This window comes from Parabacteroides sp. MSK.9.14, assembly GCF_019041495.1.
Classification (GTDB): Bacteria; Bacteroidota; Bacteroidia; order Bacteroidales; family Tannerellaceae; genus Parabacteroides; species Parabacteroides merdae.
Genome location: NZ_JAHPXO010000011.1, coordinates 64,736 through 82,525 on the forward strand (window position 1 = coordinate 64,736; position 17,790 = coordinate 82,525).

23 protein-coding genes are annotated in these 17,790 nt (G+C 57.6%); 5 read left to right on the plus strand and 18 right to left on the minus strand.

Features of this window, described 5'->3' with window-relative positions:
- The first annotated feature begins 85 nt into the window (after positions 1 to 85).
- From KTG12_RS07870 to KTG12_RS07880, 3 genes are all read left to right on the plus strand, one after another.
- Complete coding sequence (locus tag KTG12_RS07870) at positions 86 to 688, plus strand: hypothetical protein (RefSeq protein WP_009041241.1); 603 nt, start codon at positions 86 to 88, stop codon at positions 686 to 688.
- Positions 685 to 906 (plus strand): hypothetical protein, encoded by a 222-nt coding sequence (locus KTG12_RS07875; protein WP_009041240.1) that lies wholly within the window; start codon positions 685 to 687, stop codon positions 904 to 906. Before KTG12_RS07870 ends, KTG12_RS07875 begins: the two co-directional genes overlap by 4 nt.
- Before the next feature lie 377 nt (positions 907 to 1,283).
- A complete protein-coding gene (locus KTG12_RS07880) occupies positions 1,284 to 1,727 on the plus strand; it encodes a JAB domain-containing protein (protein WP_009041239.1) in 444 nt (147 codons plus the stop codon).
- 149 nt (positions 1,728 to 1,876) lie between these two features.
- Here the strand turns inward: KTG12_RS07880 and KTG12_RS07885 are convergent, their stop codons facing one another.
- From KTG12_RS07885 to KTG12_RS07970, 18 genes are all read right to left on the minus strand, one after another.
- Positions 1,877 to 2,725 (minus strand): hypothetical protein, encoded by an 849-nt coding sequence (locus KTG12_RS07885; protein WP_009041238.1) that lies wholly within the window; start codon positions 2,723 to 2,725, stop codon positions 1,877 to 1,879.
- Positions 2,726 to 2,759: 34 nt separating this feature from the next.
- Positions 2,760 to 3,581, minus strand: coding sequence for a hypothetical protein (locus KTG12_RS07890; RefSeq protein ID WP_025813744.1), 822 nt, complete (start codon positions 3,579 to 3,581; stop codon positions 2,760 to 2,762).
- Positions 3,556 to 4,017: a DUF3872 domain-containing protein gene (locus KTG12_RS07895; protein WP_009291495.1), complete on the minus strand. Its 462-nt coding sequence runs from the start codon at positions 4,015 to 4,017 to the stop codon at positions 3,556 to 3,558. The genes KTG12_RS07890 and KTG12_RS07895 overlap by 26 nt, the downstream gene beginning before the upstream one ends.
- Positions 4,018 to 4,039: 22 nt before the next feature.
- Positions 4,040 to 4,621, minus strand: a complete 582-nt coding sequence (locus tag KTG12_RS07900) for a conjugal transfer protein TraO (RefSeq protein ID WP_009041276.1) — start codon at positions 4,619 to 4,621, stop codon at positions 4,040 to 4,042.
- Between the two features lie 3 nt (positions 4,622 to 4,624).
- Positions 4,625 to 5,563 carry a conjugative transposon protein TraN gene (gene traN, locus KTG12_RS07905; protein ID WP_009041277.1) on the minus strand — a complete coding sequence of 313 codons (939 nt, stop codon included), beginning with the start codon at positions 5,561 to 5,563 and terminating at the stop codon, positions 4,625 to 4,627.
- A 37-nt stretch (positions 5,564 to 5,600) separates the two neighbouring features.
- On the minus strand, positions 5,601 to 6,962 hold the full coding sequence (traM, locus tag KTG12_RS07910; protein WP_155144528.1) for a conjugative transposon protein TraM: 1,362 nt from the start codon (positions 6,960 to 6,962) through the stop codon (positions 5,601 to 5,603).
- Positions 6,963 to 6,971: 9 nt separating this feature from the next.
- Entirely contained in the window at positions 6,972 to 7,142 is a 171-nt protein-coding gene (locus KTG12_RS07915; RefSeq protein ID WP_162470352.1) for a hypothetical protein, read from the minus strand.
- Positions 7,143 to 7,427, minus strand: a complete 285-nt coding sequence (locus tag KTG12_RS07920; protein ID WP_009041279.1) for a TraL conjugative transposon family protein — start codon at positions 7,425 to 7,427, stop codon at positions 7,143 to 7,145.
- Between the two features lie 5 nt (positions 7,428 to 7,432).
- Positions 7,433 to 8,056 carry a conjugative transposon protein TraK gene (gene traK / locus KTG12_RS07925; protein WP_005647497.1) on the minus strand — a complete coding sequence of 208 codons (624 nt, stop codon included), beginning with the start codon at positions 8,054 to 8,056 and terminating at the stop codon, positions 7,433 to 7,435.
- A gap of 49 nt (positions 8,057 to 8,105) precedes the next feature.
- Positions 8,106 to 9,110, minus strand: coding sequence for a conjugative transposon protein TraJ (traJ, locus tag KTG12_RS07930; RefSeq protein ID WP_009041280.1), 1,005 nt, complete (start codon positions 9,108 to 9,110; stop codon positions 8,106 to 8,108).
- A gap of 49 nt (positions 9,111 to 9,159) precedes the next feature.
- Complete coding sequence (locus tag KTG12_RS07935; protein WP_009291497.1) at positions 9,160 to 9,789, minus strand: DUF4141 domain-containing protein; 630 nt, start codon at positions 9,787 to 9,789, stop codon at positions 9,160 to 9,162.
- Positions 9,790 to 9,793: 4 nt separating this feature from the next.
- A complete protein-coding gene (locus tag KTG12_RS07940) occupies positions 9,794 to 10,156 on the minus strand; it encodes a DUF3876 domain-containing protein (RefSeq protein WP_009291498.1) in 363 nt (120 codons plus the stop codon).
- A 216-nt stretch (positions 10,157 to 10,372) separates the two neighbouring features.
- Positions 10,373 to 12,874 carry a TraG family conjugative transposon ATPase gene (locus KTG12_RS07945; protein ID WP_014299613.1) on the minus strand — a complete coding sequence of 834 codons (2,502 nt, stop codon included), beginning with the start codon at positions 12,872 to 12,874 and terminating at the stop codon, positions 10,373 to 10,375.
- Positions 12,871 to 13,194: a DUF4133 domain-containing protein gene (locus KTG12_RS07950; protein WP_005647508.1), complete on the minus strand. Its 324-nt coding sequence runs from the start codon at positions 13,192 to 13,194 to the stop codon at positions 12,871 to 12,873. The genes KTG12_RS07945 and KTG12_RS07950 overlap by 4 nt, the downstream gene beginning before the upstream one ends.
- Before the next feature lie 10 nt (positions 13,195 to 13,204).
- Entirely contained in the window at positions 13,205 to 13,504 is a 300-nt protein-coding gene (locus tag KTG12_RS07955; RefSeq protein WP_005647510.1) for a DUF4134 domain-containing protein, read from the minus strand.
- 18 nt (positions 13,505 to 13,522) lie between these two features.
- Positions 13,523 to 14,110: a DUF4122 family protein gene (locus KTG12_RS07960; RefSeq protein ID WP_009291501.1), complete on the minus strand. Its 588-nt coding sequence runs from the start codon at positions 14,108 to 14,110 to the stop codon at positions 13,523 to 13,525.
- Positions 14,111 to 14,129: 19 nt separating this feature from the next.
- Positions 14,130 to 14,534 (minus strand): DUF3408 domain-containing protein, encoded by a 405-nt coding sequence (locus tag KTG12_RS07965; RefSeq protein WP_009291502.1) that lies wholly within the window; start codon positions 14,532 to 14,534, stop codon positions 14,130 to 14,132.
- On the minus strand, positions 14,515 to 15,294 hold the full coding sequence (locus tag KTG12_RS07970; protein WP_173022571.1) for a ParA family protein: 780 nt from the start codon (positions 15,292 to 15,294) through the stop codon (positions 14,515 to 14,517). The genes KTG12_RS07965 and KTG12_RS07970 overlap by 20 nt, the downstream gene beginning before the upstream one ends.
- 775 nt (positions 15,295 to 16,069) lie before the next feature.
- Between KTG12_RS07970 and mobA the strand changes: the two genes are divergently transcribed.
- Together mobA and mobB are read left to right on the plus strand one after the other, a co-directional pair.
- A complete protein-coding gene (mobA, locus tag KTG12_RS07975) occupies positions 16,070 to 16,498 on the plus strand; it encodes a conjugal transfer protein MobA (protein WP_009291504.1) in 429 nt (142 codons plus the stop codon).
- Positions 16,495 to 17,790, plus strand: a complete 1,296-nt coding sequence (mobB, locus tag KTG12_RS07980; protein ID WP_009291505.1) for a conjugal transfer protein MobB — start codon at positions 16,495 to 16,497, stop codon at positions 17,788 to 17,790. The genes mobA and mobB overlap by 4 nt, the downstream gene beginning before the upstream one ends.

Genomic DNA, 17,790 nt, shown 5'->3' on the forward strand with positions numbered 1-17,790 from the left:
CCGCCCGCTACTTTCTTTCGTGAGCCGTAGCGGAAAAGAAAGATCGCAAAGAAACCGATTTTTAAACTTTCAAATTTTCAAACTTATGCGAACCGTACAGAGAACCTATACACTATTCGGCATTGCGGAACTGGAGGACGAAGCCCGTCAAAAAGCCTATACCGACTGGCTTGCCAAGGGAAACGATTACCCGTATGCTTCCGAGAACTGCGACACGCTCGAAGCCTTCTGCAACCTTTTCCGCATTGCCTGCACCAACTACTGTTACGACAGTTGCACATACGCTTACCGTTTCCATACCGGACACGAGGAGGAGACCGAAAGGCTTTCGAGCGTCCGCTTGCTGGCTTACCTCTATAACAACTTCCATGCGGAGCTGTACAAGCCCAAGGTCTATTGGACGAAAGACCGCAAGAAAAGACGCAGGAGCCGTATCTCCGTCACTTGCGAATGCCCCTTCACGGGGGTTGTGTCGGACGAAATCATCTTGCAGCCCCTCATGGACTTCATGCGCTCGCCCGACACACGGAATTTCAAGGAACTCATGCGTGACTGTCTGGAAAACTTCTTCCGCTCGTGCCGTGACGATTGCGAGTATTGCGAGAGCGAGGAATATTTCACGGACGAGAGCCACAAGAATAATTGGGAGTACCTTATCGACGGGACACTTTTCATAGAAACGGCATGAAGCAGGAAATCAGACAGAACGGGAAAACCGTCCTTTACAGCGAGGACGGTTGCAGCATCCCCATGATATTCAACAACCTTGTCGGGAAGAACCTCAAAGGCAGGGAGTATTCGGACTATATCGCTTTCGTAGCCATTCCCGACATGGGATTTACCTACGGGAAGATAGCGTATTATTCGGACGGGAATTTAATCGCAACGGGGGAAATCAAGCCATAACATTCCCCCTCTATGTTTCATCGCCGGAAGTCCGGGACGGGTAGCGATCCGCCCGGACTTCTTTTTTTACCCGCCCGTGGGAAAGGATTGACCCATTTTCGGACGCACTTCTTTTTCTTTCGGTGAGCCGTGGGCGGGAAAAGACAAAGAAGCAAAAAGAACCCCCTCGACTCACCGGATTTTTTAGCCAAGCTCCACACTCATTTTTTAGCAAACCTACAGGGAAAAACGGACAAGTAGCAAGGCTGAACCTGCTGGTTTTGCGCACAATCTCCACACCTTCGGGTCGTATTCCACGCAAAAGCCTTGCATGAAGTCCGTTCTTTCCCCGTGCCCCAAAGCAAAAAATAAATGTTTCACTTTTAATTTTTTGCATTATGAATACACTGTCTTTCCCTCAAATCACCGTAAGTTACAAGGACGCTGACGCATCCAAGAGAGTTAGAATCCACTCTTCCAAGGAGTCTTACGACATCCTCAAGACTTTCTACGAGGACTGTATGCAGCACCACGAGGAGTGCTGGGCGATGTACCTGAACGGCGCAGGCAGACTGCTGGGCGTTTCGTGCGTCTCACGCAGCGGCATGAACAGTACGGTGGTGGACATACGCATCGTCCTCCAGACGGCTCTCGTCTCTCATGCCTCGGGAATCATCCTCTCGCACAACCACCCTTCCGGCTCGACCGTGGCGAGCACGCCGGACAACAACCTGACCAGCCAGTTGAAGAAAGGCTGCGAGGCAATCGGCATACAGCTTTTAGACCACATCATACTGACCGAGGACGCCTACCTTAGCTACATGGACGAGGGGATGCTTTAAGCGTCCCTTTTTTTGTTCGCTATCCGTTTCGCACTTCTTTTCTTTCGTGAGCGGGGCGGGAAAAGAACAAGAAGCAAAAGAAACCGGAAGGCGGCAGGGCGGATATGGAAAGCATCCTGAATGATGCTTTCCATTTCGTCCGGCTCACGCTACATCTTCAATCCCCGTTTTCGCTCCTGCCGGATGTCGGAGAAGGAGAAGCCTCCCGTCTCCTTGTCGAACTTCACCGACTTGTCCTTCTGCACGCCGCCCGGCGTTTCCATCCGTTTCACATTCAGCGGCTTCCCGTTGTAGAAGTCCGTCATTTGCCGGTAGCTGAACTTTTCCCCCGTCAGGCTTTCCATCAGGCTGTTCAGCGTGTAGATGCTGTCTTGGTTATGCACGCTCTCCGGCACGAACTCCGGGTGATTCTTCACTATGTCCGGGTACAGCGTCTTCGCCATTAGGCAGACCTCCGGCGAGCGTTCCGCCCACGGGATCATCATCAGCGACTCCCGACTGTGGGCGGCGCACCTGACATACACATCGGGCGTGAGCAGGCTTTTCGGCACTCCGCCACGCCCGACGGCGGACATCCCCGACGTTTCCACCGCCACCCGCACCCGCTCCGGTGTTTGCAGGTGCACGGGCAGGATGCTGATACACCTGCCGTCCAGCGGCAGCAGGAAGTCCGCCATTTCGCCATTCATCACCTCCGGGCGGATAGCCACCGCCACCCCGTAGAGTTCTTCCGGGTTATTCTCCCGGCACTCCTTCAGCACCTCCATGCACACCTCCGCAAAAGGGATATGCTGAACCAGCCCCCGGTGGAAGTCGTTCCCGAATCCCGCTTCCGTTTCCAGCGCCTTCCGGCACAGTTCCGGTGTCTTCATCTCTTCGGGCACGTTCTCCAGCTGCCAGCCGTCCTCTTCAACGGCGGCACGGCACACCTCCGCCGTGCGGTCGTGCCTGCATATCATCTCCAGAGGTACCTGATACATTCTTTCTTCTTGTTCCATGTTTCTGTTTTTTTAGATAGGTTGTCTCATATTTTCATTCCGTTGCGCCTCTTGGGTGCGTCGTTCCGTTCCGGCTCTTGCTGTTCCTGCTGCCTCTGCTCCTGCCGCTGGCTGAGAGGGGCGATGCGGAACGTCTCTTTCTGCCGGTCGAAAGTACCTCACGGTCTTTCAGGAAACCATCGGGCACCTCGATGCACTTGACCGCCATCCGCTTTCCCCCGTAGAAGTCCGCCATCTGCCCGCAGGTGAATTTCTCGCCCGTCATCTGCTCCATCAGGCGGCACAGCGAGTACACGTTGTAATAGCTGTCCACCGGTTGCGGCACGACATGGGGATGGGCATGGATCATCCCGGGATAGTTCAGGTACGCCGTCAGGCACGCTTCCAGCGACCGTTCCCTCCACGGAATCATCACGAATGACATCCAGTTATGTTCGGCGCATTTCCGCCACAGCTCCGGCGTTTGCAGGTGGACGAGCAGCAGGGACAGGCACCTGCCGTCCTCCGCCACCAGAAAATCCGCCATCTTCCCGTCGAACACCTCCGGTCGGATTGCCGAAGCCACCTCGTAAAGATCGGCTCTGCCCTCGCCGTACCAGTCCCGTATGGCTTCCATGCAGACCTCTGCGAACGGGATATGGTGCAGCAATGCCAGATGCCCGTAACCGAGTTCCGCACTCGCTTCCAGCGCACGGCGGCACATCTCCGGGGTTTTCATGTCCTCCAGCACATGTTCCAGCGACCATCCGAACTCCCTGACGGTATCGGCGTACCGCTCTGCGGTGCACTCGTGCCGGCACAGGTCTTTCAATTCCGCCAAAGCCGGCACCTCACTCTTTCCCAGTTCCACTTCCATCCCCGTCCTCCTTGTCGTTGTCCGCATTGAAGTCGTATTCCAGCTCGACCGCCTGACCGTCCGAGTCCTCCACCCAGACGGTGAAGCTGCTCTGCTCGTCCGACAGCCGGGTGTAATAGAGCCGGAACGTCTCTTTCTCCAGCGGGTAGCGGTCATTGGGCAGCAGCACCGTGCCGTCATCCAGTTTGAGCGTGCCTTCCCCGTCGAAGAGGAACCAGCGGATCGTGTACCGGGCGTCCTCCCAGCGTCCTTCCCGTTTCAGCTCGCACCGTATCTCCGCCGTCTCGTTCACTTTCAGCTCCTTCGGGACGGGCATCGTCTCCACCGTGAACAGGTATTTCGTCTGAATATCCAGCCCGTCATTACAGGCTGCGACCAGCACGAGGGCGGCCACGATGTAGCAGCCCGTGAATATTCTATAAATCATTGTCCTCATATACAATTATATTATATAGCAGTTATCGAATCATGAAGCGGATTCCCACGCCGACCTGCGTGTGGAATTTCCCGCAGTCGCCGCCGAACAGCACCCGTTGGCGACCGTTTACCAGCAAGACAATCTTGTCCGTCACGTAGGCGGACAGCTCCAGCGTGAGCGCACCCCCGTAGATGAAATTGTCCTCATCCGTGAGCCGGGAGCCGTCCGGCAGCAGGCTCTCGCCCCAGTTCACCGTCTCGTACCCGGCAAGGGCGGACAGTCCCAGTGCGGCGAAGAACGTCTTCTTCCGGTCGGAAAGGAAGTTCAGGTAATAGCCGCCCTCGCCCGTGAACTGGCTCGCCGGATAGAGGCAGTCCCGGTAGCCGTACCGCTTCTCCAAGTATTCCACACCGACCACCCAATGGTGGGCGTTCTTCGTGTAGGTGCTCACCGCTATCCCGGCGTGGTAGCCGAAGCCGTCGCCGTTTTTCCAGCGCATGTTGTCCGACAGCCCGCCCGTGAGCTGTATGCCCCTCATTCCGGGCAGGCACCGTTGGGCGTGTGCCCGGTTCACATGCAGGCACACCCCGAAAAGCAGGATAATGAACAGTAACCTTTTCATCGCTTACTTGATTTTCAGTTCGTTAATCTGTTTTGCCGCCACGAGGTCGGCGTTCTCCACCCGGATGGTCTGGTGCCTACCGCCGTCCTTCTCGAACAGTTCGATGACCAGCAGCTTGTCGTCCGGTATGGTGAACTGCGGGACGGCATACACCGTGCGCACGTCGCTTTTCCCCTCCGTCACCAGCACCTCGTTGTAGCTGCGCACCGGGTCGATCACCCGTTCCTGAATGGCGGTGCGCTTCGGCACTTTCTTGTCCACGACCTTGAACCGGATAAAGTCCGTCCGGAAAGCCACGTTCGACCTGTTCCTCGTTTCCGTGTGGAAATAGAACAGCCCGTTGTGCGAGTGGACGGATTTCAGGAGGAACTGCACCCCGAAGCGTTTGCAGCCCAAGTGCCGGATCTCCCGCCTGTCCTCCTTGTAGATGCTCTGCATGATCAGCTTCACCAAGAGCGGGCTTTCGCCTGCCAGTTCCCGGAAATGGAGGTTCATGCGGGTATGCGAAAAGTCCGTCGTGTTCCCGTTCTCCAAAAAATCCTTCATCTCGATGTTCAGCATCTCCGGCTCATGCGCATACCGGGCATTGAACGAATAGAAACTTCCGTCCTCGCAGATAACGGAAAAGTTCGTTTCCCCCGGAAACCCCTCGGTGGTCGCCTTCACCCGGATCACGTTCTCCGCACCGTCCGCTTTCCCGGCGATAATCCAATTGCTTCCCAAGTCCACGTACCGCACCGCCGAGGGGAAGATGATATGCACCGTCTTGGCGAACGTCACCTGCACCCCGTGGGGCGTAACCATCTGCCGGTAGGGTAGCTTCCGTGTAATCCCCTGATACAGGTCGTTGCCCGTAACCCGCTGTATCGTATCATTCACTTGTGCGTTCGCACCCGTCACCATGCCCATAAGCAGGGCGACCCATCCAAAAATCTTTTTCATTTGTCCTTTCTTTTTAATGGTTTTATAATCTGTCGATCTATTGTTGTTTGGCGTAAAGCATCAGCTCATACCCCGCTTTCAGGTGCACCTTTACCGTGCGGAACTTCTTGGCAAGGTACTGGCTGCCGCCCTGCATCAGCCCACGGGTGATGTCCATCGCCACCTGCTGTCCGGCGCTCCGTGCGAACGAGATGCTCGTTCCCAACCCGCCGCCGATGTTCGCCATCGCCTCCTTTGCCGCTTCCTGTTCCAGTGATGAAGGGACAGACAAGCCTTTCTGCCCGTCACTGTCATACACCGCCAGCTCCACGGGCAGCAAGTTCCCCCGGTATTCGATGGACGACACCACAATATCCAGCCGTTCTCCCTGTACCTTTCCCGTACCCGCAACGAGCGTGTTCTGCGGAATCACAAGGTTTCCCGCTTGCAGCGGTTCGAGCAGCCTGAGCTTCACCGTCTGTCCGTCCATAATCGTCTGATCTCCGTGGATGCACGCCCGTATCGTGTTCTTCCCCATAGTGTACCCGCTGCCTACCGCCGTGTTGAAGCCGTAGTTCCTCGGCTGGCTGTACCGCCGCATGAACTCCGCATCGCTCAGGGGCTGTTGCAGCCCCGATACCGTCCGCTCCCGTGCCACCTGCACCGCCACGGCGGGCTGTCTTGGACTGTTGTCGTTCTGCACGGCTGCGCCGTCCTTCCCGTTCTGTCCCATGTACTTGGCGGCAAGCTCGTAGCTCTTCTCCATCAGCGCCACCTGATCATCGATTCCGCCCGCCTGCCGTTCCCTTTCTTCCAGCTTGGCGGTCAACTCCTCCACCTGCCTTTTCAGCTCCTCCTTTTCCCCGTCCACCTTCGGTTCCTCGTAGAACGAGCCGAGCTGACGGTTGATGTCCCGGTAGGCGGTAACGGAAGAACGGCTGCCGCCGCCATTGTCCGAATAGTCCCTGAACGGTTCCCGTTCCGGCTCGCTGTCCGGCAGTTCCATTTCCACCCCGTCCATATCGCTCTCTTCGGAGAAGGCGAAGTCCTCCAGCGAGCGCACCTTCTCCGCCTGCGCCTGCTCGTAGGCTTTCCGCTTGTCGCCGATGATCCCGTCATTCTCCGGCAGGGGGATGTCGGCGTTGAACGCCCCCACGGTGTCCCGGTTCACGTCCCGCTCCTCCGAAGGTGCGAATATCAGCCACATCGAGCCGAGGAACAGCAAGCCCATCAGCGGATATACCATCAGCTTCTTCCGTTGCTGCAACTGTTTCGGCGTGAGCGGCTTGGCTGTCTTCTTCTCCTTTTTCCCGCCGCCCTTGTCCTCCTTCTTTCCGTTCCCCGTCTCCGGGGCTGCGGCATCCGCCACCGTCACGTGCTGCGTTGCCGTTGCTTTTTCTTGGTTCTGTTCTTCCATCATGTCAAAAATTTATGGTTGTCCTACATTCTGATTCTCCTCCCCGGAGGCTTCCTTCTGCCTGTCTCCCCGGTTTGCCGCTTGCCAGGCGGTTCCTTCCGTTCCCGTTTGAGCGATGCCGTGGGACTTGCCCGGTTGTCCGCCCGCAGGTGCGCAGCCTTCCGTTCCCGGCGGAGCAGCCACTCACTCAACTTCTCCACCAGTCCCATACCGTCCGCTTTCAAAAGGGTTGATAATACTGTCATTGGGTAATTGCAGGCGCCTAATATGCTCTATCCCCAGTTCCTTCCCGTCGTTCCTGCCGATGCGGTAGATGGAGGAGACGGTCATATAGACCGACAGTGAGCCGAACGCCACCAGCGTCACGAGGATGATTGCCACACGCATGTCGGGCGAGATACGCCCGGCGAGGCGGCGGAGCTTCCCGTCCGCCCAATCCTGCGCCTTTGTGATGAATTTCCTTATCATAGCCGTCAGCGTTTGAGGGTCTGCAAATCCTTGTTCTCCGTGATCTCGAACCCCTCGATGATGAAGCCCTGCGGGTTGTTGTCGCTCCTGACCGCATCCAGCAGGCGGCAGCGGGTCACAAGGCTGCGCTCCGTAACAGAGCTTTCCCGCAGGATGATCTGCCGGGCGAACGTCCGCACGCTGTACGGGTACTTGTCGAAGTCGCACCGCAGGCTGTCTATCTCTATCATCTGGTTGATGTTCCCCGAGATTATCCGGTTGTAATACCCCTTTTCCGAGAGGTCCTTGTAGTAGTTGAAGGCGCTCTTGTCCGCCAGCAGCAGCGAGCGTTTGATATTGCCCTCGATAGCCGACTTGTCGGGCGAGAGCGTGAAGAACAGCTCGTGGAAGCGGCGCACGTGCTCCCGTGCCTCCACCGGGCGGTTCTGCCGCACATCCTGCGAGAGCGCCAGCATCAGGCTCTTGCCGTTGTCCAGCACGTAGATCTTCTGCCGCTGCGCCTCGGCGAAGCTGTACGACTTCCACAGGGCGAAGCCCGTCACCACGGCGCACAGGCAGGCGAATACCAGCGTGAAGAGCCGTATCTGCCTGAAGCTCGTTTCGATATTTTTCAAACTCTTAAATTCCATGTTTCCGGTTTTTTATTCGTTATGACTCATTTTCTTGGGGCATCCGCCGCTACTTGATGATTTTTCCGGCGATGTTCCCCACGGCGGCACCCGCACCCGCTGCGGCGACGTTGCCGACCTTGTTTGCGGTTTGGTTCATCGCACGGTTGGCTTGGCTCACCCCGCCCGCCATGATGATCCAGTTGGCGACCGTCGGGATGGTGAAGTACCCGAATATCCCGATGATTAAAAAGATGATGTACACCGTGTTCGAGCTGTCCGGGATGAAGGTCGGGTCGCTCATCGCCTCGATGTCACGGGTGAGCATCAGCACTTGGATGCGTGCCAGCACCGAGCTGAACAGGTCGCTCACGGGCAGCCACATGTAGATGGAGATGTACCTCGTTATCCACTGCGTGAGCGTGCTCTGGAACCCGTCATAGACCGAGAGGGCGAACGCTATCGGACCGAGGATGGAAAGGGCGATCAGGAAGAACGTCCGTATCGTGTCGATCACCAGCGCAGCCGACTGGAACAGCAGTTCGAGCAGTTCTTGGAACCACAGCCGGATGTTCCGCTTCATGTTGTATTCCGTCCGGTCGATGTACATCACCGCCATCGTCTTCAAGTCCTTGGGCGACCAGCCCAGCTCGTCGAGCTTCTTGTCGAAGTCCTCCTTGCTCGCCAGATATGCCTTCTCCGGGTCACGGCGGAACGCCTCCCTCTCCAGCGTCTCCTTCTGCTCCCGGTATCGGTTCATGTCGAAGGTCTGTGATTCGAGCATCCCGTGGCAGCCCTTCACCACGGGCGAGAGCACCGTGTTGATCGTGCCGATGACGAAGGTGGGGAAGAAGAGGATGCACAGCCCGATGGCGAACGGGCGGAGCAGCGGGTACACGTCGATGGGTTCGGCACGGGCGAGCGCCTGCCACACCTTGGCGGCTACGTAGAACAGCGCACCCAGCCCGGCAATTCCCTTGGCTACCCCCGTCAGCTTCTCGCAGAGCGGCATCATGTCCTGATACAATACCTGCAATATCTCATGCAGGTTCGTGAAGTCTATCGCTAACAACATAGTCCTATATTATATTTATGTACGTGAACATTATTATATATTGCCACTCTCACCAGTAACGGTCTTCCGCATCCCCGTAGAGAGCCACCACCCGGTCGGCGTCCTTTTTCTTCTTCGCCCGCAGGTAGCTCACCGAGATGTTCTTGTCCGTATAATACTGCACGAGGTTGCGGTACTCCAGCAGCCGCTTGTAGCTCTGGTCGATGATAGCCAGCCGTTCGGCATCCGAGAGCGACATCCCCGTCACGTTCACCACGTTCTTCAGATCTTGCAGGATGTCCGCACTCTCGCTCAACAGCTTGGCGTACCCGAACGAGATGGTTTCCAGCTCGTCCGGCGTGTAGTTCGGGTCGCCCAGCATCTTCTGGTAGTTGCGCACGTAGATTTCCGAGATGTCCGCCACCAGCCCGATGGACTTCTTCACCTTCACTCCGCCTTTCACCACGTCATGCACCGCCTTTAGCGCATTGTAATACTTCCGCCCCTGCTCGAATATCTTCGCCGTTTCCCTGAAGCCGTCCAGCGTGTGCTGTGCGGTGGCGGAGGTCTCCACGATCTCCTTAGCTGTGTTGATGATGCCCTGCGCCAGATTGCCGGGGTCGTGTACGACCCATTGGGCGTTGGCCGCACCTGCCGTCAGGCACGCCACGCCCAGAATGATTGCCTTTATTGTTCTCATGTCCTTACTGTTTTAGGGTTCCGTCACTCTTTCTCCTGTACTCTCCGCCCGGCGACAGCCGGATGTGGTCTTTCTCCCGGTCATAGTCCATCATCACGGCGAAGCCCGTCTCGATGAACAGCACCCCTTCCGTTTCCCGGACGAGGTAGGTCTCCGCTTCACTGTCGCCCTTGTGGTTTCTGTGCATGACCGTTACACGGTACTTGCCGTCCTCTTCCCAGAGGGTGAAGGGCGGCTTGCCGCCCGTGCTGACCCACTCGCCGCACATCTTTTCCAACCGTTCCGCATTTGTCTCCTTGCAGGAAATGACAAACGCCAGCGCCACCGTCACCGCCGACAGCAGCAGGATTAAATTCAATCGTCTCATCTTGATTCCGTTTTTTTTAAGTTTTACAAAATTTTATTCTCTCCATTCCGTTTAGCCGTTTGTACATCCAGCCGTTCAGCCAGCCAGCCGTTTAACTGTTTAACCGTTTGACCGTTTAGCCGTTTGGTTAATCGTCCGACCCTTTAGCCGTTCGTCCGGTCAATCAACCACCCGTCCGGCAGCCTGTCCGCCGCTCCCAGTTAGCACATCGGTACATTATTTATACTTCGTCTCCGCCAGTCGCTTGATGGCAAGCTCCAAATCCCCGCCCAGCTCTTCCGCCAGTGCGAACACCTCCGTCTTCTCGCTCTCTTCGGTGGTATAGGTCAGGTACTCGGCAGCCGATACCTCCGTGGCATACACCGCCGACTGCACCCCGTTCAGACCGATCCACACCTCCTTGTACTTCCGTCCGGGATGGTTGGCGAGGTTGATGGAGAGTATCTGCGACTTCTCCTTGTCCGTCAGACCGAGCATCGACTGGATGCCGTCGAACTTGTTCATGTACTTCTTCTGGTCGAGCAGGATTTTGCAGTCCGAGTTGGTGATGATAGCCTCCTTCACGATGGGGGACGAGATGATGTCGTCCACCTCCTGCGTGACGACAATCGCCTCGCCGAAATATTTCCTGACGGTCTTGTACATGTATTTCAAATACTCACTCATACTCGGCGAGGAAAGGGCTTTCCAAGCCTCCTCGCAGATCAGCATCTTCCGCACCCCTTTCAGGCGGCGCAGCTTGTTGATGAAGGCTTCCATGATGATGATCGTAACCACGGGGAACAGCTCGGCATTATCTTTTATACTGTCAATTTCAAATACGATAAACCGCTTGTGCAGCAGGTCGATGTTCTCGTTCGAGTTCAGCAGGAAGTCATAGCGTCCGCCCTTGTAATACTGCCTGAGTGTGGTCAGGAAGTTGTCGATGTTGAAGTCCTTCCGGCTCACCTTGATGTCCCTTGCAGCCAGCTCCTTCCGGTAATCGTTCAGCATGTACTCGTAGAAGGTGTCGAACGAGGGGACGATGTCCCGGTTCTGCTGTATCCGGCGGATGTACGCCGACACCGCACTGCCCAGCTCGCCGCTCTCCGTCTTCGTGATTTTCTCGTCCTCGCCCTTCCACAGCGCCAGCAGCAACGTCTTGATGCTGTCCTTCTTCTCCACGCTGAACTTGTAGTCGTCCGTGAAGAAGGGGTTGAAGCTGATGGGCTTCTCCTCCGTGTACGTGTAGTAAATCCCGTCCTCGCCCTTGGTCTTGCGGTGTATCAGCTCGCACAGCCCTTGGTACGAGTTGCCCGTGTCGATCAGCACGATGTGGCTGTTCTGCTCGTAATACTGGCGCACGAGGTGGTTCATGAAGAACGACTTGCCGCTTCCGCTCGGACCGAGGACAAACTTGTTGCGGTTCGAGATCACCCCTTTCTTCATCGGCAGGTCGCTGATGTCCAGATGCAGCGGTCTGCCCGTCATCCTGTCCGCCATCTTGATGCCGAAGGGTGAGAGCGAGTCCTTGTAGTTCGTCTCTTCGGTGAAGAAGCACAGGGCTTGCGGGATGAACGTGTAGAAGCTCTCCTCGAAGGGGAAGTCCCCCTCGTTGCCCGGTATCGCCGCCCAAAAGAGCGTGGGCACGTCCACCGTGTTGTGCCTCGGCTTGCACTCCATCAGGGCGAGCTGGCTGCCCACCTCGTTCTTGATGCGCCTGAGTTCCTCCCTGTCGTCGCTCCATGCCATCACGTTGCAGTGGCAGCGCACCGAGGTCAGCCCTTTCGAGTGCGCCTCGTTCAGGTATTCCTCGATCCAAGCCTTGTTGATCTGGTTGGAGCGGGAGTAGCGGGAGAGCGAGTGCATGTTCCGGGCGGTCTGCTCGAAGCGTTTCAGGTTCTCCCCGTGGTCGTCGATGAAGATGTACTGGTTGTAGCAGTGGTTGCAGTCCAGCAGCAAGCCCACCGGGGCGGCGAACGACAGCCGGCAGTCCGAGCGGTCGGTCGAGAGCCGCTCGTAACGGCTGTCCGTCGCCACCTTGCCCGGCAGGTCTTCCGTGTCCGAGAGGGTGTGCAGGCAGAGGATGTCGTCGCCGATGCGCATCTCCTCCGGGTTCAACTGGATGTCCTTCAGCACCGTCGTGTCGTGCTGCGAGAGCGAGAGGTACTTCTCCACGATGCCCGCCGCCGCTTCCGTCCCAGTGATCTCGTCCGTCGTGAGGCGGCGCAGCGTAACAAAACCGCTGTCGTTCATGATCTTCTCGAACTGCCCGACGGCTTCGAGGAACCTCGTAACCGTCTCCCGGTCCTCTATCTCCTTGGGGACAAGCCTGCCCTTGCAGAGGGTGGAGAACGTGCTTTCCTGACGGCTCCGCACCTTCGTGGTCTTTGTCAGGAACAGGTAGCAGGTGTGCGAGAGGAACGGGCGTTCGTTGAAGTGCCTCTCAAAGCTCCGGCTCAGGAAGCTCAGGTCGTCCCTGTCCGTTTCCGGCCGGTACTTCTCCTCGATGAAGAAGTCCTGCTTGTGTACGATGGAATACTCCGGCAGCACCTTCACCGCCTTGTGCCAAGCCGAGTGGATCGCCTCGTACTCGCTCCCTGTAACGGAGAACAGTTCCGGAAGTTCCACCCTGAAGGCGACCGTCACGTCCGCCTCCTTGCTCACGACGCAGCCGTTCTCCACCGCCAGCAGCGGGAACTTGCTTTCGAGCGTCGCCGCTTTCATTACGTTTTTCATTCTTGCCAGTGTTTAAAAATAAATAATCGGGGGATTTTCAGCCGGTTCACCACGTATCTCGGATGCCTCCTGCGGGCGGCTGCCTTCATCAGCCCGTGCGTGCCGTACCGGGCGTTCAGCCGGAAGGTCAGCCATACCAGCAGCGTAGCCGCAGCCACGCCGAAGCCGATGCATACCCACTGGTTCACGCCCGCCATGTACAGGATGACGAACACCACGAAAACGGCGAGCAGACCGCCGCAGAAGATGAAGAGGTACTGGCTTTCCAGCCCCTTGAACTCCACGTTCCTGCCGATCCCCTTGTTGATTTCCATGTCCATAGTCGCTGTTTTACAGGAAGAACGAACGCAGGATAGTGGCAGCTACTATCAAGAAGATGCAGGCTCCGAACCAGCTCGCCGCCGTCTTCGACGTGTCGGGGTCGCCGGAGCTGAACTTCCCATATACTTTCACCCCTCCGATCAAGCCGACCACCGCACCGATGGCGTAAATCAGTTTCGTCCCCGGTTCAAAATACGAGGTGACCATCTGCGTGGCTTCGGTGATACCCGCCTGCCCGTTTCCCTGCGCCATTGCGCCCACGGCAGCGAGTATGCAGGCCGCCGTGAATAAGATTCTCTTTTGTCTCATTTGTCTTTAAAATTTTAATTAAACATTATGGTTGTCCATCAGCCGGGCGACACGCTTACGTGCGCCCTCGAACTCGTCCAGCATCGCCTCCCAGATGTCCGATCCCATCACGGACGGCAGCACCTCACGGGCTTCCCGCTCCGCCTTTTCGTCCGCATTGTCCGACACCAGTACCCGGCGCACCTTTTTCAGGTCATCGAAGGAGTACCCCGTGGCGAAGTCAGGGTTGCCGTCCGGGTAATAAGCCCCTAATTCCTCTTCCTCCTCCAGTTCCCGGATCTCCTCCGGCGTGGGTTCATAGTCCGTTTCCTCCTCGTCCTCCTCCGGCTCGATGTCGGAGTAGTCCGCCCCGTCGTCCTCCGCTGCGAGTTCGTCCACGGCTCCGGCTACCGCTTCCTCCCCGTCCTCCGCTCCGAAGGGCAGGTAGGTGCTTTCTCCCATGACCGTGTACGGCTCACCCGGTTGCCCCGGTTCCTTTCCCGTTCCGTCCGTGTCTTCGTCCGTCTCCGCTGTCCCGAATATCCCGGCGATGTCCTGCCGGTAGTATTTCCACAGCACGGCGAGGTAATAGAGCAGCAGGACGGTGAGCGATAATTTCAGTATCATGCCGTTTCCTCCTTCCTTTTTAAAAGAGGTTCTCCAGTTTCCCGGCGTATGCCGCCTCGATCTCCTCCCGGTATTGCTCGAAGTGCTGTGCCAGCACGTTGTCGATGTATGCCGAGAGCGACACCTTGCCGCCCGTCAGCATCACCGAAATTTTGGCGATGCGCTCGTGGTACTCACGGCGCACATAGACCGGCTTGCCGTAACGGGCGGGGATGTCCATGCCTTTAAAGAAGGTCGTCTCGTAGTCCGCCTGCCTTCCCTTGCGCCGTCTTGTGTCCGCCGCCTTCCCTTCCTGCGCCTTTTCCACCGGCACGGCAGTTTCCCCCTTTCCGGTTCCCGGTTCTCCCGTTCCCGCCGCCTCGCCCGCCATCATCCGCATCAGCAGCTCCTCGTCGATGGGCTTCTCATTCCGCTGCTTCTTCATAGCCTTCCAGTTTGAGGATGGTTGCTATCTCACGGGTCAGTTCGGGGATGCCGCTGCCTGCCAGCATCCGCCTGTCGGGAGCCAGCAGCGTGGAGCGGAACACCGTCCGTCCCGTACTGTCCGCCTCCTTGCGGAAGCGTTTCGTGTCGGGGATGCGGGTTTGCAGCATCGGCAGCCTCATGTCGGCGACTACCTGCCCGTACTTCTCGTACAGCCCGCTCGTTTCCCGCTTATCGACTTGGTTCCAGAAAAGGTAAAGCCCCTTCAGGCGGCTCGTCTCTTTGCCCAGCATCATCCGTTGCAGCACGTCGAGGAAGGAGAGCGTGCTCTCCAATACCGCCTTGTCCGCACTCACCGGGGCGAAGATGTAGTCCATCTGTGCGATCGTGCGCAGGATGCCCGCCGAGTTCACCGTGCCCGGCAGGTCGAAGAAGAGCAGGTCGTAGCAGCCTTCCGCCGCCAGCTCCCTTGCCGTGTCGGGGGCTTGCTCCACCCGGCACTTGCGCACCGGATAGGCGGCACGCCCCGGCTGCCGCATCTGTTCGTAAGCCGCCCGTTTCAGGTATTCGTTCTCCAGTACCGCCCGGCTGTCCCGTTCCCGCATCTCGTACAGGCTGTACTGCGGGAAGTCGCAGTCGATCACCGCCAGCGGACACCCCAAGCGGTAGTGCAGGTAGCCCGCCACCAACACCGTGATAGCCGTCTTGCTGCTGCCGCCTTTCTGTGTGGCGAAAGCCACGTTCAATGTCTGTCTGTCCATATCGTCATTCTGTTGGTTATTCATCCGGCCGCCCGTGCAGCCGCTTCTCTGTTCACTCAATCAGTCAGCTTTTCAGCCACTCTGCCGTTCATTCATTCGTCCGTTCATTCGTTCAGGCATCCGGTCATACATTCAGCCCGGCATCCGGCTGTCCATTCAATCATCCGGCTGTCCAACCGTTTGACCGTTTAGCCGTTTAGTTATTTAGCCGTTTGGTTGTTTAGCCAATCGTCCGGCTGGTTATCCGGTTGTCCGTCCTTTTGTCCAGCAAGACCGTCAGCCGTTCGGCTGTCCGTCCGGTCGGCTATCCGGTTGTTTCCTTGTCTATCCGGACAGTCGTTTCACCGCTTCCACGGCGCAAAGGAATATCAAAATACCGGTAGTTTATCCGTTTGATTATCAGTGTGTCGTGCATTGTCTTTCCACCCGTAGGTTTGTCGCATCCGGGCATGGTGTCCGGACGGGAAAAGGGCTGTTACTTTGCAGGCGGAAACCAAAATAGAGTAAGAATGAAAAAGAGCGGCAACCGCCCGAGGGAGTGCCCCGGCACTCCGCAGCAGGCAAGGGCATCCTCAATCTGTCCGGCAGGACGGATTTTATTTTCAAACGAAAATGGCAAGTTGTGTGCTGCGGCACTCGAAATGAATTTCGTGCCTCACCACCACCTTGCCCCCTCGATGTGGCATTCCCCTCCGGAGTCGGGGGATGCTCACGGGGGAGAGCCGTAGGCATACGGCGTTTTCAGACCATGTTTCACTTAAAATTTTACAGGATGATGGACAATCAGAAGAAGTATGCGGGCAACCACGGGCGAAAACCCAAGCCCGACAAGATGCGCCACCGCTACGTATTCCGTCTGGATGACGGGGACAACGCCCGTTTCCTCGCGCTTTTCGACGAGTCGGGCAAGGCGACCAAGGCGGAGTTTATCGTTTCCGCACTTTTCGGCAAGGAGATTAAGGTTATTAAACTGGATAAGGGGACGCAGGATTTCTACATGCGCCTGACCACTTTCCACTCGCAGTTCCGTGCCATAGGCACGAACTACAACCAATGCGTGCGTGCGCTCAAATCCAATTTCTCGGAGAAGAAAGCCCTCGCTTTCCTCTACAAGCTGGAGCGGCACACCCTCGAACTGGTCGAGTTAAGCAAGCGGATTTCCGCACTGGTGGAGGAGTTCCAGAGCAAATACCCCGTCCGATGATAGCCAAGATCTCGCACGGCAGCAGCCTGTACGGGGTGCTTGCCTACAACCAGTTGAAGGTGGACGAACGGCACGCCGACGTGCTTTTCACCAGCCGGATTATCGAGCCGCAGGGCGATAACCCCTACACGATAGGGCATCTTTCCCGCTCGTTCGGTGACTACCTCACAGCCAACCGCAAGACCGAGAAGCCCGTCCTGCACATCTCCCTCAATCCCGACCCGAAGGATTGCTTGAGTGAAGAGCGGTTTGTCAGCTTGGCGGAGGAGTATATGCGGCGCATGGGCTTCGGCGACCAGCCCTATATCGTCTATCGCCACAACGACATCGGGCGGGAGCACCTGCACATCGTTTCCGTCCGGGTGGACGAAACCGGGCGGGCGATTTCCGACAGCTACGAACACGGGAGTTCGATGAAGGTCTGCCGGGAGCTGGAACGGCAGTTCGGTCTTGTCCCGGCTACGCCCAAGCAGTGGAAGGAGGGACTACCCTTGTCGCCCGTCGGTTACGGGGACGGCAATCTCAAGGGACAGTTGGCAGGAGTCATCCGCCCGCTCGCCCGGGAGTGGCGTTTCCGTACATTGGGCGAATACCGTGCCGTGCTTTCCCTTTACGGCATCACGGTGGACGAGGTAAAGGGGGAATACGGCGGGCGGGAGTATCACGGCTTGACCTATTCGGCAACTGACAGGGAGGGCAACAAGGTCGGCAAGCCCTTCAAGTCCTCCGTGTTCGGCAAGGAGGCGGGCATCGCTGCCCTCGAAAGGCGGATGCACAACGCTGCCGCATGGGAAAAGACCCACAAGGAGGTCGCCGCCGCCACCGCCGGAAAGGTTGCAGCCGCCATGCAGACCGCAGGGCATGACCGGGCGCAGTTCGAGCGGGAACTCATGCGGCAGGGAATCGGCGTGGTATTCCGTCAGAATGAAGCCGGGCGCATCTATGGGGCGACCTTCATCGACCATGCCGCCAAAGCCGTCTTCAACGGCTCCCGTCTGGGCAAGGAGTTTTCCGCAGGCGTGTTCAACGACCTTTTCGCCGGGCAGGAAGGCATTCACCTGCCGCAACCCTCCGCCGGAGTGGAACATCCCACCCGGCAGCAGGAGCATACGGGCGCATCCCAATGGGACGGACATACCGGCTATCGTCCTGACCACAAGGACGGCACTACCCAAAACGTGGCGGCCTCCTTCAACCTCTTTGCCCTCGTACCCGGCGGAGCGTCCGGTGACCAGCCCGTACCGCCGCAGCGCAAAAAGAAAAAGAGGCGCAAGTACGGCAGGCAACAATAA